Origin of the sequence: Staphylococcus croceilyticus, from assembly GCF_002902575.1 — a bacterium.
GTDB lineage: Bacteria > Bacillota > Bacilli > Staphylococcales > Staphylococcaceae > Staphylococcus > Staphylococcus croceilyticus.
On the sequence record NZ_PPRD01000048.1, the window covers coordinates 22179 to 35802 of the forward strand.

13 protein-coding genes are annotated in these 13624 nt (G+C 32.4%); 4 read left to right on the forward strand and 9 right to left on the reverse strand.

Annotated elements, in window-relative coordinates; translation table 11 throughout:
• Positions 1 to 319: 319 nt before the first annotated feature.
• The gene (locus CD128_RS07010) at positions 320 to 1318 is read left to right on the forward strand and encodes an acrylyl-CoA reductase family protein (RefSeq protein ID WP_103329309.1); all 999 of its coding nucleotides are present in this window, start codon (positions 320 to 322) and stop codon (positions 1316 to 1318) included.
• 61 nt (positions 1319 to 1379) lie between these two features.
• Here the strand turns inward: CD128_RS07010 and CD128_RS07015 are convergent, their stop codons facing one another.
• The 8 genes from CD128_RS07015 to CD128_RS07050 all read right to left on the reverse strand — a co-directional run bounded on the left by CD128_RS07015 (position 1380) and on the right by CD128_RS07050 (position 9013).
• Positions 1380 to 1781 carry a GNAT family N-acetyltransferase gene (locus tag CD128_RS07015; RefSeq protein ID WP_103329310.1) on the reverse strand — a complete coding sequence of 134 codons (402 nt, stop codon included), beginning with the start codon at positions 1779 to 1781 and terminating at the stop codon, positions 1380 to 1382.
• A gap of 20 nt (positions 1782 to 1801) precedes the next feature.
• Positions 1802 to 2833 (reverse strand): NAD(P)/FAD-dependent oxidoreductase, encoded by a 1032-nt coding sequence (locus CD128_RS07020; protein WP_103329311.1) that lies wholly within the window; start codon positions 2831 to 2833, stop codon positions 1802 to 1804.
• A 198-nt stretch (positions 2834 to 3031) separates the two neighbouring features.
• Positions 3032 to 3448, reverse strand: coding sequence for a DUF2871 domain-containing protein (locus CD128_RS07025; RefSeq protein WP_103329312.1), 417 nt, complete (start codon positions 3446 to 3448; stop codon positions 3032 to 3034).
• A 144-nt stretch (positions 3449 to 3592) separates the two neighbouring features.
• A complete protein-coding gene (locus CD128_RS07030; protein WP_103329313.1) occupies positions 3593 to 4210 on the reverse strand; it encodes a YcnI family protein in 618 nt (205 codons plus the stop codon).
• Positions 4211 to 4225: 15 nt separating this feature from the next.
• Positions 4226 to 5473, reverse strand: coding sequence for a copper resistance CopC/CopD family protein (locus CD128_RS07035; RefSeq protein ID WP_103329321.1), 1248 nt, complete (start codon positions 5471 to 5473; stop codon positions 4226 to 4228).
• Positions 5474 to 5672: 199 nt separating this feature from the next.
• Positions 5673 to 7028, reverse strand: coding sequence for an MATE family efflux transporter (locus tag CD128_RS07040; RefSeq protein WP_103329314.1), 1356 nt, complete (start codon positions 7026 to 7028; stop codon positions 5673 to 5675).
• A 113-nt stretch (positions 7029 to 7141) separates the two neighbouring features.
• A complete protein-coding gene (locus CD128_RS07045; protein ID WP_103329315.1) occupies positions 7142 to 7570 on the reverse strand; it encodes a MarR family winged helix-turn-helix transcriptional regulator in 429 nt (142 codons plus the stop codon).
• A 159-nt stretch (positions 7571 to 7729) separates the two neighbouring features.
• Positions 7730 to 9013, reverse strand: a complete 1284-nt coding sequence (locus CD128_RS07050) for a YhgE/Pip domain-containing protein (protein ID WP_103329316.1) — start codon at positions 9011 to 9013, stop codon at positions 7730 to 7732.
• 164 nt (positions 9014 to 9177) lie between these two features.
• On the opposite strand from CD128_RS07050, the gene CD128_RS07055 reads away from it, so the two are divergent.
• Positions 9178 to 9792 carry a TetR/AcrR family transcriptional regulator gene (locus tag CD128_RS07055; protein WP_103329317.1) on the forward strand — a complete coding sequence of 205 codons (615 nt, stop codon included), beginning with the start codon at positions 9178 to 9180 and terminating at the stop codon, positions 9790 to 9792.
• A 30-nt stretch (positions 9793 to 9822) separates the two neighbouring features.
• A complete protein-coding gene (locus tag CD128_RS07060) occupies positions 9823 to 10767 on the forward strand; it encodes a magnesium transporter CorA family protein (RefSeq protein ID WP_103329318.1) in 945 nt (314 codons plus the stop codon).
• Between the two features lie 70 nt (positions 10768 to 10837).
• On the opposite strand, the gene CD128_RS07065 is transcribed toward CD128_RS07060, so the two are convergent.
• On the reverse strand, positions 10838 to 12280 hold the full coding sequence (locus CD128_RS07065; RefSeq protein WP_103329319.1) for a sucrose-specific PTS transporter subunit IIBC: 1443 nt from the start codon (positions 12278 to 12280) through the stop codon (positions 10838 to 10840).
• Between the two features lie 188 nt (positions 12281 to 12468).
• Between CD128_RS07065 and CD128_RS07070 the strand changes: the two genes are divergently transcribed.
• Positions 12469 to 12843, forward strand: coding sequence for a YbgA family protein (locus tag CD128_RS07070; RefSeq protein WP_103329320.1), 375 nt, complete (start codon positions 12469 to 12471; stop codon positions 12841 to 12843).
• The last annotated feature ends 781 nt before the right edge of the window (positions 12844 to 13624 follow it).

Genomic DNA, 13624 nt, shown 5'->3' on the forward strand with positions numbered 1-13624 from the left:
TAATTATTCAACCGCCACTGATTTTTTATCATTTATAATAATCCTTTTATAAAATATGAGTTATCCCAAAATATCAATTATTATAGTAGTTTTTCTTCTTCAGTTTCAATTGATAATCATTATCAAAATAATTATAAGTTTGTCCCCATTTTGTGTCAATAACAATTCTATTTTAATTTTAATTAGCTTGATTTTTATCGTTTGCTTTATTACTAATAATTAAGATATAATGATTCAATAAGATATTCTAAGCATACTATCTTATTTTGAGGAGTAAATAATTTATATCTATTAATAACTTTTAAAGGAGTCATAAGATATGAGTACTGAATTTAAAGTATTTTTAGTTGATAAAGACAAAGATGGCAACGTGAAGAGTGACTTTAAAACAATGACAACTGATGATTTACCTGAAGGTGAAGTGTTAATTAAAGTCCATTATTCAGGTATTAATTATAAAGACGCATTAGCTACAACTGATAACAATCATATAATTAAATCATATCCAATGGTTCCTGGTATTGATTTAGCAGGAACAGTAGTAGAATCTAGCGACCCTACCATTGAAGAGGGTGAAGAAGTCATCGTTACTAGTTATGACTTAGGTGTAAGCCATTATGGTGGTTTTAGTGAATACGCGCGTGTTAAATCTGATTGGGTCGTAAAACTGCCAAATAATTTAACTTTAGAAGAAGCTATGATTTGTGGTACAGCTGGCTATACTGCTGGCTTAGCTATTGAAAAGTTAGAAAAAGCGGGCTTTATGACACTTGAAGGCGGTAAAGTGCTTGTCCGTGGTGCTTCAGGTGGTGTAGGTTCACTTGCTGTACTTATGTTATCTAACTTAGGATACAAAGTCGTCGCAAGTACAGGTAATAAAGAAGCAGCTAAAAAGATTGAAGATTTTGGCGCTAAAGAAATCATTGACCGTATTACCGAAAATGATGATACATTATTAGGTTCTCGTACTTGGCAAGCTGCTATCGACCCTATTGGTGGTGAAGGTACACCTTATGTTATCAATCGTATTGATAATAACGGCGGTGTGGCGCTAATTGGTATGACTGGAGGCATTGATTTTAACGCAACAGTTTATCCATTTATTTTAAGAGGCGCAAGTCTTGTTGGTATTGATTCTGTCTTTACACCTATGAAATTACGTGAGCGTGTATGGCGACGTCTAGCTACAGATTTAAAAGCTGATAAATTACATGAAATTAAGCGTTCAATTTCATTTGATGAATTACCTTCATCTATTGAAACTGTATTACATCATAAAAATACAGGTCGCATTGTTATAGACTTCAACGCTGAATAGACAATTGAAAGAGCAAGAGCGAAATTCGCAAGTGTCTTCACTTCGAATTTCGCTCTTATTTTTAATATACAGTATACATGCCGCCTGATTTAGGCTCTGTCGATTGAAAGCCAAACTTCTCATACAATTTATCTGCTGGATAGTCAGCAATCAAACTTACATACGTTCCTTTTTCAGCTACTGAATCAATATAATCCATAATCTTCTCTAAGATTTGTCTACCATATCCTTGCCCTTGATAATCTGGATCAACGGCAATATCTACAATTTGAAAAGCAGTGCCCCCATCACCAATTAATCTTCCCATACCGATTAACTTTTCATCATCATAAATCGTAATAGTGAAACACGCATTAGGTAATCCTTTGTTTGCCGCTTCCAACGATTTAGGACTCATGCCTGCTTTTACTCTTAAATCACAGTATGCTTGTGCCTCGGGTGCTTCTTTAGAAAAACGAATCATTGTACATCCCCTTTTATTATTTATAAATATTTATTAATAACTGCTTTATTAGATTCTTTAAATACATCATTATGACTTGATACATATCCTTCATTCGCAGCATCAGGTTCAATATAAGTTTTAGCTAAGTTCGCCGCATTACCCGCATCACTAAATGCACTTGCAATTAAATGAACTTTCGCTTCATGATGAACTACATCACCACATGCATAAATACCAGGTATATTAGTAGTGGTGTTTCCAAATCCTTTAACGCGATACTCATCATATAAGTCAAGCTTTGAAGAACATTCAACCAGTAGTGGATTCTCATGATCAAAGCCATGGCTAATAATTACGTCATCAAATGACAGTGTTTGTACTTCTTGAGTTTCGATATTCTCAAGTTTAATTTCATGAATACATTTATCTTCAGCATCACCAATCAATTCTTTTATTTGCGTTTTAGGTAATAGTTTTACATTTAAATCTTGTAATACTTTAACCATCGCTTCATAACCACGTATTTCCGGCTTTCTATAGATTAATGTCACTGACTTCGCTATACTAGCTAAATCTCGTGCCCAGTCTAGCGCAGTATTGCCTCCACCTGAGATAAGAATATCTTTATTTTTAAATTTTGAAAATGACTGAACAACATAATGCAAATTAGTCATATTATAACGTTCAGCACCTTTAATATTGAGAGGCTTAGGATTAATAATACCGCCACCTACCGCAAATATCACAGCTTTAGATTCATAAATATGACCTTTATCCGTTTCAATTTGAAAATGTCTTTCCGCAACTTTGCGAATATCTATAACACGTTCATTTAAGTTAACTTCAGGATTGAAATGTAACCCTTGTGCAATCAAATCTTTTATTATTTCGTAACAAGGCTTTGGCGCTACGCCACCAATATCCCAAATAATTTTTTCAGGGTAGATTTGCATTTTACCGCCTAATTCATCTTGTACATCAATAATTCTAACTGACATTCCTCTTAAACCAGAGTAAAAACTCGCAAAGAGTCCAGCTGGTCCTCCCCCTATGATTGTTACGTCTTGCATGATAATTGCCTCCTAAAATCATTTCCCATCTAAATGATAATTCTTATCATTAATTCTTGTACATTATACTACATGACTTAACATTGTTGAAGAAATCACTACATTATAATAGATGATAATGCCTCGCTAATATTTATTTTCAATAATAAAAAAGGAGCAAGACATTTAATTTCTGTCTAACTCCTTAATTCTCATATATTAATCTCTAGGTTCTTTCAAAATAGCTTGACGTAATAAGAAAAATAATAGTAATAATCCAGCTAGCATACCAGTATGACCTATCCCTGCAAAGCCAGCAAATGCTTCAGGTGAAAAGCTTTTACCAGTGACTTGATACGTCCCTTTAGTTATCATCATACCTACAGTAACTACAACACCAATATTATAAATGATAAAGAACCAATTAAATAGATAATAGCTACTTAATTTAAACACTTTTTCAAGTGGTAGCAATATTAAAAACATAAACATCCCTAAAATTAGGGTATGCGTATGGACTACAGCTAATTGAGTATCGCCCGTAAAATGATGTGCTTTTGTTAATTCTCTGTAGTAAAATCCACTAAATAGCCCAATAATCATATAGACTAAAAAAGCATATAATAATCTACGCATGTCAAAATCCTCCCTCACAAGACTATTATAATTGATTATCCTCTAGTTTAAAGCAAGAATAATTGACAATAAACGTAAGAATAACTAGGTAAAAGGACAATTTCTATTATTTACAAATAGAAATTGCCCTTATTTAATCTAATATTATTTATTTCTAGCGTGTTTGAATAATGCAACTAATGAAAGAATAATTGCAATGATTGAGATAATCCATAATGCAATTGAACCACCTGAAGATTGTTGTTCACTTGCTTTTTTATCATCTTCAGATTTATCGTCTTTCACTGCTACAGCATTCGCATCTTTTTTAACTTCTAATGTTGGCGCTGGGTGTTCGCTATTTTCTTTACCTACCCATTTCACTTTATCACCATTGTCATAAGTTTGAATGGCTTTAAATGAATATTTACCTTCATCTTTAGGACTTGCTACAATAACTGGTAAATCGATAAATTCATCTGGACCAATACCTTTACCTTTAGCTGTCCAAGTAATTTTATTGATGTTACCTTTTTTATCTTTATCTAATTTATATTTATATTCATCGACAGGTTGAATATTAACGACTTGTACCTCTTTTGGCACTTCTAATTCTACTTTTTCAGTGTGATCTTTTTGTTCAACTGGCACACGCACATCCACACGTTCGTATGATTCTGGATCTACTGCTTTAGGATTTAATGTGACGTGAGCATCTGCAAATTTAAAGAAACCTATTGAAAAGAAAAGCACTAAACTCATGGCTAATAATTTTTTAAACATCTTCTTATCTCCTTACTATGGAATACTAATTTGACTCATAACTACACCGGCTACGATAAGTAATAAACCAATTGTTACTTCTATTATTAATGAAACTTTATTTACTCTATAACGTTTATTCAATGCACGTGTCGTTTGCATGAAACCACATGCCATCATTATTAGTGTTCCTACTACTTTTATAATTAAGAACACTGTCCAAGGTTGCATATTATGCCAAATTGATAATATTTTCGTTTCATCGATAGACATTAATATACCTGACAGAATAATGACTGCTACGGCTGCAGCATTAACTTTAAATAAAATTTCGCGCAGTAAATCTACGGCATCCCTTTTCCGAGTGAAAACAGAAGTCAGTAGATAAATAAGTGCCCCTAACCATAAACTAATACCTGTAAGGTGTAAGGTTCTTAAAATGATTGACCATAGTGGCACGCTTTGAGACCACGCGTGTCCTGACATACTTAATGCTAAAATCATCGCAATCGATACAATCCAGTACCACGATTTCTCCATATTTCTTAGTACGAAGAGACCACTTAATATAATAAGGGCAATCGAACTTAAAATGTATGGGAATTGCACGAGTGCACTTGGATTAAGTGACAATACATCATCTAGCACATCTGATGATAATGTCATTAAATATAATACTAATGACATTAAATAGGCCATCATCATCATTAAAGATACAGCGATATGTCTTGGGAAGACATCAAACGTCGACAGGTTGTTACGACGTGCAATACCGTTCAGCCAATAAAGACCTACTAATATAATTGTGGCACCTTCAGCTATATATCGAAATACACCAAACCAGAAGTTAGGCGTTTCATAGAATGCTGGCGTCGTATCTACGCCATTCGCTGTTTGCTTTCCTACTGAGAAGTTGAAACGGTCACTGATTTCATGTCCGTCAGCTGATACCGTATGCCATTCTATTTGGTGCGTTCCGTGCCCTATTTTATCTGCAGGAAAAGTTAACGTCTGAGAATGACCGGTTGTTGAAGGTTTTATTTCACCAATTTTTTTACCTTTATCATTGAAAATAGTAATACCAGAATAGTCCGCATTAACTGGTTCATTAAAGGTTAATTCAATATTATCAGGATGCTTTGAGACTACTCCATTCTGTGAAGGTGTGGTTTTTTCTAAAGTAGCATGTGCTGATGCGATATGTTGAAAATTGGGTACCAACATAAATAAAAACATCATTAAGATGGCTAAAGCTACTTTCGAACTTCGCTTTAATTTCACTATTGACATCCTCCTATAAAATTTTGCTCATTTAATAATGATAAAATAATGTATGATTTTTAACAATAATAATTCTAATTTGTCACTTTTTATCCAAAAAAAGGGTTGAGACTTTTCTATTGTCTCAACCCTTTATCCTACTTTCGCTTTTATAATTATTCAGTTTTTAAATTAATTTATGTTCTTTATTTTCAAAAAATAATTATTCTTCAATTAGCGCTTGTTTATCGACAGTAAGTTGATTTCTTAATAAGTAAACAATCAACATAGCTAATAATGCACAAATTGTTTCAGCAATTAATAATGACCAAATAACACCTGATAAGCCGAATAAAGCGTTAAGTACGAAGAGTACTGGGATAATGACAGTACCTTGCGCAATAGCCATGATTGTAGCACCACGTCCTTGACCAGTTGCTTGAAGCATTCCAGTAAATAAGAAACCAATGCCATTTAATAGTAAAGAGGTCATAGTTACTTTTAAAATAAATGTAGCTAATGTCACGATTTGAGGATCAGTACTAAATAATTGAACGATTGAATGACCGAATAATAATACGATAGTCATACATACTGCAAAGATAGCTGCAATAGATAAAATAACTGCTTTAATTGTGTCTTTCATACGCGTTTTATTAGAAACAAAGTTATATGCAATTAATGGAATCACACCTTCAGATAATCCCATAATAATTAATTCTGGGAATTGTACAAGTCTGAATGAAATACCGTAACTTGCAATGGCATAGTTTCCGTAATGTGCCAAGAATAAGTTAACTACTAAACCTGTAACACCCATTAAGACAACCATTAAGAAGGCTGGAATACCTATTTTAAAAATTTCCTGAACCATTTTTTTACTTGGTTTAGCATGTTTGATATTTAAAGATAAAGTCTCATCTTTAATTGCAATATAGATAATAAAGAATAAAGCGGCTACTAAATTTGAAATTGCTGTACCTAATGCTGCCCCTACTACGTCTAAGTGGAAACCAAAGATTAGAATAGGGTCTAAAATCATGTTCAATACTACACTTGAAATCATGCCAATCATTGAAATAATAGGTTTACCAATTGCACGTGCAAATTGTTCTAAGACAAAGAATAGAATAACAAATGGTGTGCTTAAAAATTGAACTTTTAAATAATCGCTTGTAAATTTTAATGTCTGACCACTAGCACCTAATACGCTAGCAATTTGATCAGTAAATGGTGTTGCAATGATAGCAATAATAACACCAAAAATAAAACTACTATAAATTGAAAAGCTACTTACATAATGACTTTTTGTGTAATCTTTGGCACCGAGTAAACGTGAAATATACGTTCCGCCACCTACGCCGAATAAATTACCGAAAGCCATTAATACTGCAAAGATAGGTAATGTTAGTGAAATTGCTGAAATCATGTGGCTATTGTCTAAAAACCCAATAAAGTAAACGTTTAAAATACCATAAATAACGCTTAATAAAGAACCTATCATCATTGGCAATGAGAAGTGCATCATCGCTTTAAATATAGGTGATTCTTCAAAATAATATAATTGCTCGTCTTTCATTTTCATAATCTCCTTTTATATTAGATATCTAATAATTAGATATCTAACTATATATTCAAAAATAATCGGGACTTAACTCAAGTTAAATATTGGGTATGGTCCCGTGTTTATATTTAATTTGCATTTTTAATATTTTCATACATTCTCTCGAAAAATAACTTCAGTTGTTCTTTCTCGCTGTCCTCAAAATCTTTAACTAAAATCAATTCAATTTCATCGAAAATACTAACAAACGATTCTACTAAATGATTGCCTTCTTCAGTAAGTTTTAAATTCTTACGTCTTGAATCATTAGGATCAACAGTACGGTAAATCAATCCTTTTTTCTCTAAGCTCTTTAAAGTAGAACTTACCGTTGAACCCTTACGTTGAAACGTTTTTAATAATTCATTTTGCGTGATACTTTTATCTTTATGGCGATAGATATAACCTAGCGTATGACTTTGTTCTTGAGTCACATTGTACTCATCTAGTTTTCTGTCAGCATAATTTTTCATCTCATGAGCTAACATTCTGATTAAGTATTGATATGTTGTTTCCATATCCTCACTCCATTTAGTTAGATATCTAACGAATATAATACTCCCTTTTATAAAATAGTCAATCGATATATTAAAGTTTAAATTTTCTGATTTTTGTTTTGGAAACTTAACCTCAACTTAACCATGATTGTGGTTAAGTTGAGGTCATTTAACTTATTCTTATGATGGTACTTCAGTACGTTTGGTACTATGCTTTCTAACAAGTGCAGATGCGATAACTGAAATGACCCCAAAGATCATGAATCCTACCATCATCCAAGTTGTTGTATTCATTGTAAGATGTTGATTCATGTAAATAATTCTTCTTAATGAATTAGCATAATGCGTAAATGGATCTATACTATATACCCATGTTTGATAGTTTCTTGGAAGCATTTCTTTAGGTAATGTAACAAGTTGCATACTAAAGAACATAAGTAGAATAAAGATTGGTAAAGCTTTCATACCTAACCAAACCATAATTCCTAAGATTAAGCCAATAAATCCTAGCATTGAAATAGTTAAGAATAATGCTACACGATTTATATGACCTAAACCGAAGTCAAATCCTAATACGCCATGCATGAAGTAAACGAAGCTAAAGCTTCCTAATACCGCAGTAATGACTGCTACCGCAATTTGTCCTAATGAAGCAATAATACGTTGTTTTCTTTCTGTATTATTAGTTGTTCTAAATGCAAAGAATAATAATACAGATGATACTAATGAGCCCATCCATACTGGCATGAACATTAAGAATGCTGCATTCCCGCCACCTTGATGGCTAGAAATAGAATGTAAGTTTTGATTATCAACTTTAACAGGGTTTGTAATACCTTTAATATCTGATGCGTCTACTTTTACATCTTGTTTAGATAACGTATCGATACTTTGTTTTGTAATTTGATTATTCAAGTTATCGCCCATACCACTTAAAACATTAGACACCATTTGAGATGCTTGCATGCTAACACCTTTATTAACAATTGTTTTGAAAGTAGCTTGTTTTACATCAACACTTTTATTTCCCATTTTTTCTTGCATTTCTTTTGCTGCTTGAGGTGGAACCTCTCCTGATTCAACCTTTTGTTGCATTTCTGACTTTTTGCTATCCATGACTACTTTTTGCGTTTTGCTCATCGCATTTTTTGAGAAGTCTTCATCAAAAATAGCAACCCCATAATATTTTTCATTTTCCATATCTTTTTGAATATCAGATTCGTCGTCTACTTTAATCCATTTAATTGTTTCAGAACGACTATCCATTAATTTATCTTCTATTTTTTTACCAATATTTACTTTATGACCTTGGATGTCTACGCCTTTATCATTATTTACAACTGCAATTGGCATTTCTTTAGGTTTTGGATTAAATGCTGGATAAAATGCTAAAGAAAAGATTACTAATAATGCAATCGCAGCTAACGGTGTAGCCCAAAGTAAAATACTTTTGAAAATACGCATCTTCTAATACCTCCTATTTTTTATTGAACAATGTGTTGAATATTTAATACGTTGTAAATTATAATGAGGTAGTCAAAAATAAACAATAACCAATTATGCAAATAGCGTATAGTTTTGAACAGATTAGTTATTTTTGTCTAATAACTTATTGGAGGTCGATATATATGAAAGAAGATAGGCGAATCAGAAAGACAAAATCAGCAATAAAAAAAGCCTTTATACAACTATTAAAAGAAAAAGATCTCGATAGAATTACTGTTCAAGATATTTCAAATCAAGCTGATATTAATCGTGGTACATTTTACTTACATTATGAAGATAAATATTCGCTATTATCAGATATGGAAGATGAATATATTTCTGAAATATGGTCATTAACGCAATTCAATCAATTTAACGCTAGTTCACCTGAGAAAATTGCAGATGAATTTATAAGTAATACATTAACGAAGATCTTACAACACATTGCTGATAATATGGATTTTTACCACACTATTCTTCAATTAGATAGAAAAAGTAAGCTTGAGGATAAAATTTATTTCTTAATAAAAGAAAATATGCAAAAATATATAAGTATTAATAACGAAATTGATGGTATACCTGAAATGTATTTCCACAGTTATGTAGCGGGCGCCACAATTTCTACTATTAAATATTGGGTACAGGATGAAAATCGTATTACGGTCGACGAATTAACGCAACACATTTTCAAAATCGTTTACAATGGTCCATTAAGAATTATGGCAGAAAATCAATACGCCCGTACTCAAACAACTTAGACTAATTGAATATGAAAGGAACCATTAACCATGCTAACTGCATACAAACATACAACGACTAATGAAATTGTTGAAACAACGCTATTAGATCGCTCTGCATCATGGATTAATGTTGTAGAACCAGATAGAGAAGAAATCGAGGAATTAATGGAACAATACAATCTTCCTGAAGACTTTATTCGAGATCCATTAGATTCTGAGGAAAGCGCACGTATTGAATATGATGAGGATACGGGTTACTCATTAATTATCGTCGATTTACCAATCGTTAGCTCTACGAATCGACGTGTACTTTCATTCGTAACAATTCCTTTAGGTATTGTCATCGGAAAAGGAATTATTTTAACTATTTGCGATGCTGAAAATGAATTCTTAGAAAATTATGCACGTCAAGACAATGTTAATTTGAAGTATCATAGTCGCTTCGCATTAGATATTCTGTTAACAATTTCTAACCACTACAACAGAAATTTACGACTTTTAAATAAATCACGAATTCGTATAGAACGTGAATTGAAAAATAATATTACAAATAAGCAACTTTACAAATTAATGGAAGTTGAAAAAAGTTTAGTTTACTTCTTAGCCGCACTAAAAGGTAACGATACTATTATTAAAAAATTGTTCCGTTTACCAGCGATTAAACGTTTTGAAGAAGACGAAGACTTACTTGAAGACTTAGTAATTGAAAATAACCAAGCAATTGAAACAACTGAACTTTATACAAGTATCTTAGAAAGTATTACGACGTCCTATTCTTCATTATTATCTAATGAGATGAATAATATAATGAAAACTTTGACGTTATTTACCGTATTACTGACATTACCAACACTTGTCTTTAGTTTCTTTGGAATGAACGTGCCACTTCCTATTGATGATAAGAGTTATATCTCTTGGGTTATCGTAGTTGGCATTTCTCTCATACTTGTAATGATCGTCAGTATCTTCTTATGGCGTAAACAGCAACTGTGACACATCAATAATTATATGAAAAAGGTCAAAGTCCTAACATTGATATTAGGATTTTGACCTTTAGTTTTTACTATTCTGCTGCTGCTTTATATGCGTTTCGACGAGATAAAACAATAGTTATTACTACAGAAACGATAAACGCAATTAACATACCTATAAAGTAATGGAGCCAACCTGAATGTGCCGGATTAATTGAAATAAATCCAGGAAGACCTGCTGTACCTAACGCAATAGCTTTAACTTTAAAGAACGAGATATAAGCTGAGCCTATTGCTGAACCGATAATCGCGCCAATAAATGGATATCTAAGTTTTAAATTAACACCAAACATTGCTGGTTCTGTAATACCTAATAATGCTGAAATACCTGCTGCAGAAGCAACACCTTTCAACTTTTTATTATTTTTAATAATTAAGAATGCCGCTAATGCTGCGCCACCTTGCGCTACGTTTGACATAGTCGCAATTGGGAAGATAAATGAGCCGCCTGTTTTCGCTTGGTCAGCAATTAATGTTGTCTCAACCGCAATAAAGCTGTGATGCATACCTGTAATAACAATTGGTGCATAGAACAAACCAAATATGAAGCCACCAATCGCTCCACCAAATTCATATAACCAAGTTAATCCATCTGATAACCAATAACCTAATTGTCTTGTAATTGGTCCTACAAATGAGAATGTAAGAAATGCTGTAATTAAAATTGCTAATAATGGTGTAAGTAAATTATCTAACACGGTTGGAATAACTTTACGTAAAGCTTTTTCAATGGTAGCCAATATATAAGCAGCCACTAACATAGGTAACACTTGTCCCTGATATCCTACCTGATTAATATACCAGCCAAATAAATCCCAATGAGGAATGGCTTTACCAGCTTCTAACGCTTTAGGAAAATCATACGCACTCATCAACGCAGGATGTACTAAAATCATACCCAATGCTGCACCTAGATATGGATTACCCCCAAACCGCTTCGTCGCACTAAAACCAATCAATATAGGTAATAATGTAAATGGCGCATTAGCAAATATATTAATCATATCTGCTAAACCAGCAAATTGACTATGAACTTCTATAAAAGATTTATGATCATAAAATAAATCTGGGGCAGTTAAAAGATTGTTAATACCCATTAATAAACCGCCTGCTACGATAGCGGGTATAATAGGTACAAAAATATCAGACAACATTTTTACAAAACGTTGTAATGGGTTCATATTCTTGGTCGATTTATCTTTAACATCTGCAGTCGTTGAAGCTTCTTTACCTGTAATTTTCTCTAATTCAGCAAACACTTTATTCACAGTACCCGAGCCTATTATAATTTGATATTGCCCGCCTGTAGAGAACGTCCCTTTCACAACATCCATTTTCGATAACTTCTCTTCATCTACTTTACTTTCATCATTTAGAACAAGACGTAAGCGCGTCGCACAATGTGCCATCGCGTCTAGATTATCTTCGCCTCCAATCGCTTCTAAAATTTCTTCAGCCGATTGTTTATAACTCATTATTTCAACCTCCTTGTAAATGGTACCGGTTTCATTCGTTTATCTTCATTGTAATCGGTTCCAATTAATAAAGCAATATACTTTTACTCTTTTTCTTCAAATATACATTTGATTGTATTCAGTCCATTTTGGGAAATACAAACAAAGAGATGCTAATCATTTTTAATAAAAAAGTAAGGAGTAGTGTTATGAAAGAACGTGGCTATATCGAAAAACTATGGCGTGAAGAAAAGTATCATGTATTACTACACAGTCAACAATCCTATAATGAAATTCGTGAACTACTTAAATCTTCACCCTCATTACAAGAAGTACAATTAAAAATTGAGGAAGCATTGAGTTGTAAGCCTACGAAAGGAACAGTTATTAATGCTTATGACCATATGTGGGGTTATTTTAAAAATAATGCTACTAAAGCAGAAAAAGAACAATCTAAAACTTTAAAAAATGACTTTCAAAGTGATTTAATTACTAAAAATGAGTTACTGACATTTTTAAAAGAATTGGCTCAACAATATAATGTTACCTATTTATTAGAAAGTCGCGTCCTACAAACAAAATAAAAGACTGAAGCTTCTCGTCATAGAGATTTACTTCAGTCTGCAAAGTATTAATTCTATTCTATTTCTTATAGTTGAATATTGTTCTTGATGTCTAAAGCGTAAATAGTACGTACATTTATATAGATAAGTAAAACTGAAACACGTTATATAAATATTTAAATTATTTGGGGAATTAAGGCTAGTTTTTAATGTACGTTGTTTGGCTACTGTTAGTACCTCGTGCTAAATGTACATGAGTATATATTCTTATTCTGAGTTGTATAGGAAATCATAGTTGTGATGTCTGACTCATCTCATAAACCGTTTCATACTCTATATTGTTGTTTAGGCCTGGTGTGTTTAAGAATATGTCTTTCATTTCATACGAGAAGTTGATTCGTGTAGTTTCACTTGGGTGTTGGATTATCTAGATGTTAGTCTTTATGTTTGAAATGAAATTAGGCGCATGAGATGTGGTGTTTACCTATGCACATGATGAGCACTTTAATAATCTTGTAGTTGATTCTTGGCTGTAAATCTAGTCGCTTGTTTCTTGATGTGTCATATTCTTCATGATGTTGTTCAGTGATGTTAAGACAGAACTAATACATAAATTATCGATTTCTAGCTCACTTATTTTTTAAAACAAACTTCAATAACGCTTACTTCGAAATAAAATTTAGCTTGCTTTGAAATCTATATTTATTATGCAATAAAAAGAGTTGTCCTACACTATTGAAAATTTCCAAATCAATCATGCTATATTCTTAAAATTTTATTTATATTGTGTATAGATGGAAAT

What these genes read in the sequence shown, in the direction of transcription:
- CD128_RS07010 (WP_103329309.1), top strand. Translation starts at nt 320, where the DNA reads ATGAGTACTGAATTTAAAGTATTTTTAGTTGATAAAGACAAAGATGGC.
- CD128_RS07015 (WP_103329310.1), bottom strand. Translation starts at nt 1,781, where the DNA reads ATGATTCGTTTTTCTAAAGAAGCACCCGAGGCACAAGCATACTGTGAT.
- CD128_RS07020 (WP_103329311.1), bottom strand. Translation starts at nt 2,833, where the DNA reads ATGCAAGACGTAACAATCATAGGGGGAGGACCAGCTGGACTCTTTGCG.
- CD128_RS07025 (WP_103329312.1), bottom strand. Translation starts at nt 3,448, where the DNA reads ATGCGTAGATTATTATATGCTTTTTTAGTCTATATGATTATTGGGCTA.
- CD128_RS07030 (WP_103329313.1), bottom strand. Translation starts at nt 4,210, where the DNA reads ATGTTTAAAAAATTATTAGCCATGAGTTTAGTGCTTTTCTTTTCAATA.
- CD128_RS07040 (WP_103329314.1), bottom strand. Translation starts at nt 7,028, where the DNA reads ATGAAAGACGAGCAATTATATTATTTTGAAGAATCACCTATATTTAAA.
- CD128_RS07045 (WP_103329315.1), bottom strand. Translation starts at nt 7,570, where the DNA reads ATGGAAACAACATATCAATACTTAATCAGAATGTTAGCTCATGAGATG.
- CD128_RS07050 (WP_103329316.1), bottom strand. Translation starts at nt 9,013, where the DNA reads ATGCGTATTTTCAAAAGTATTTTACTTTGGGCTACACCGTTAGCTGCG.
- CD128_RS07055 (WP_103329317.1), top strand. Translation starts at nt 9,178, where the DNA reads ATGAAAGAAGATAGGCGAATCAGAAAGACAAAATCAGCAATAAAAAAA.
- CD128_RS07060 (WP_103329318.1), top strand. Translation starts at nt 9,823, where the DNA reads ATGCTAACTGCATACAAACATACAACGACTAATGAAATTGTTGAAACA.
- CD128_RS07065 (WP_103329319.1), bottom strand. Translation starts at nt 12,280, where the DNA reads ATGAGTTATAAACAATCGGCTGAAGAAATTTTAGAAGCGATTGGAGGC.
- CD128_RS07070 (WP_103329320.1), top strand. Translation starts at nt 12,469, where the DNA reads ATGAAAGAACGTGGCTATATCGAAAAACTATGGCGTGAAGAAAAGTAT.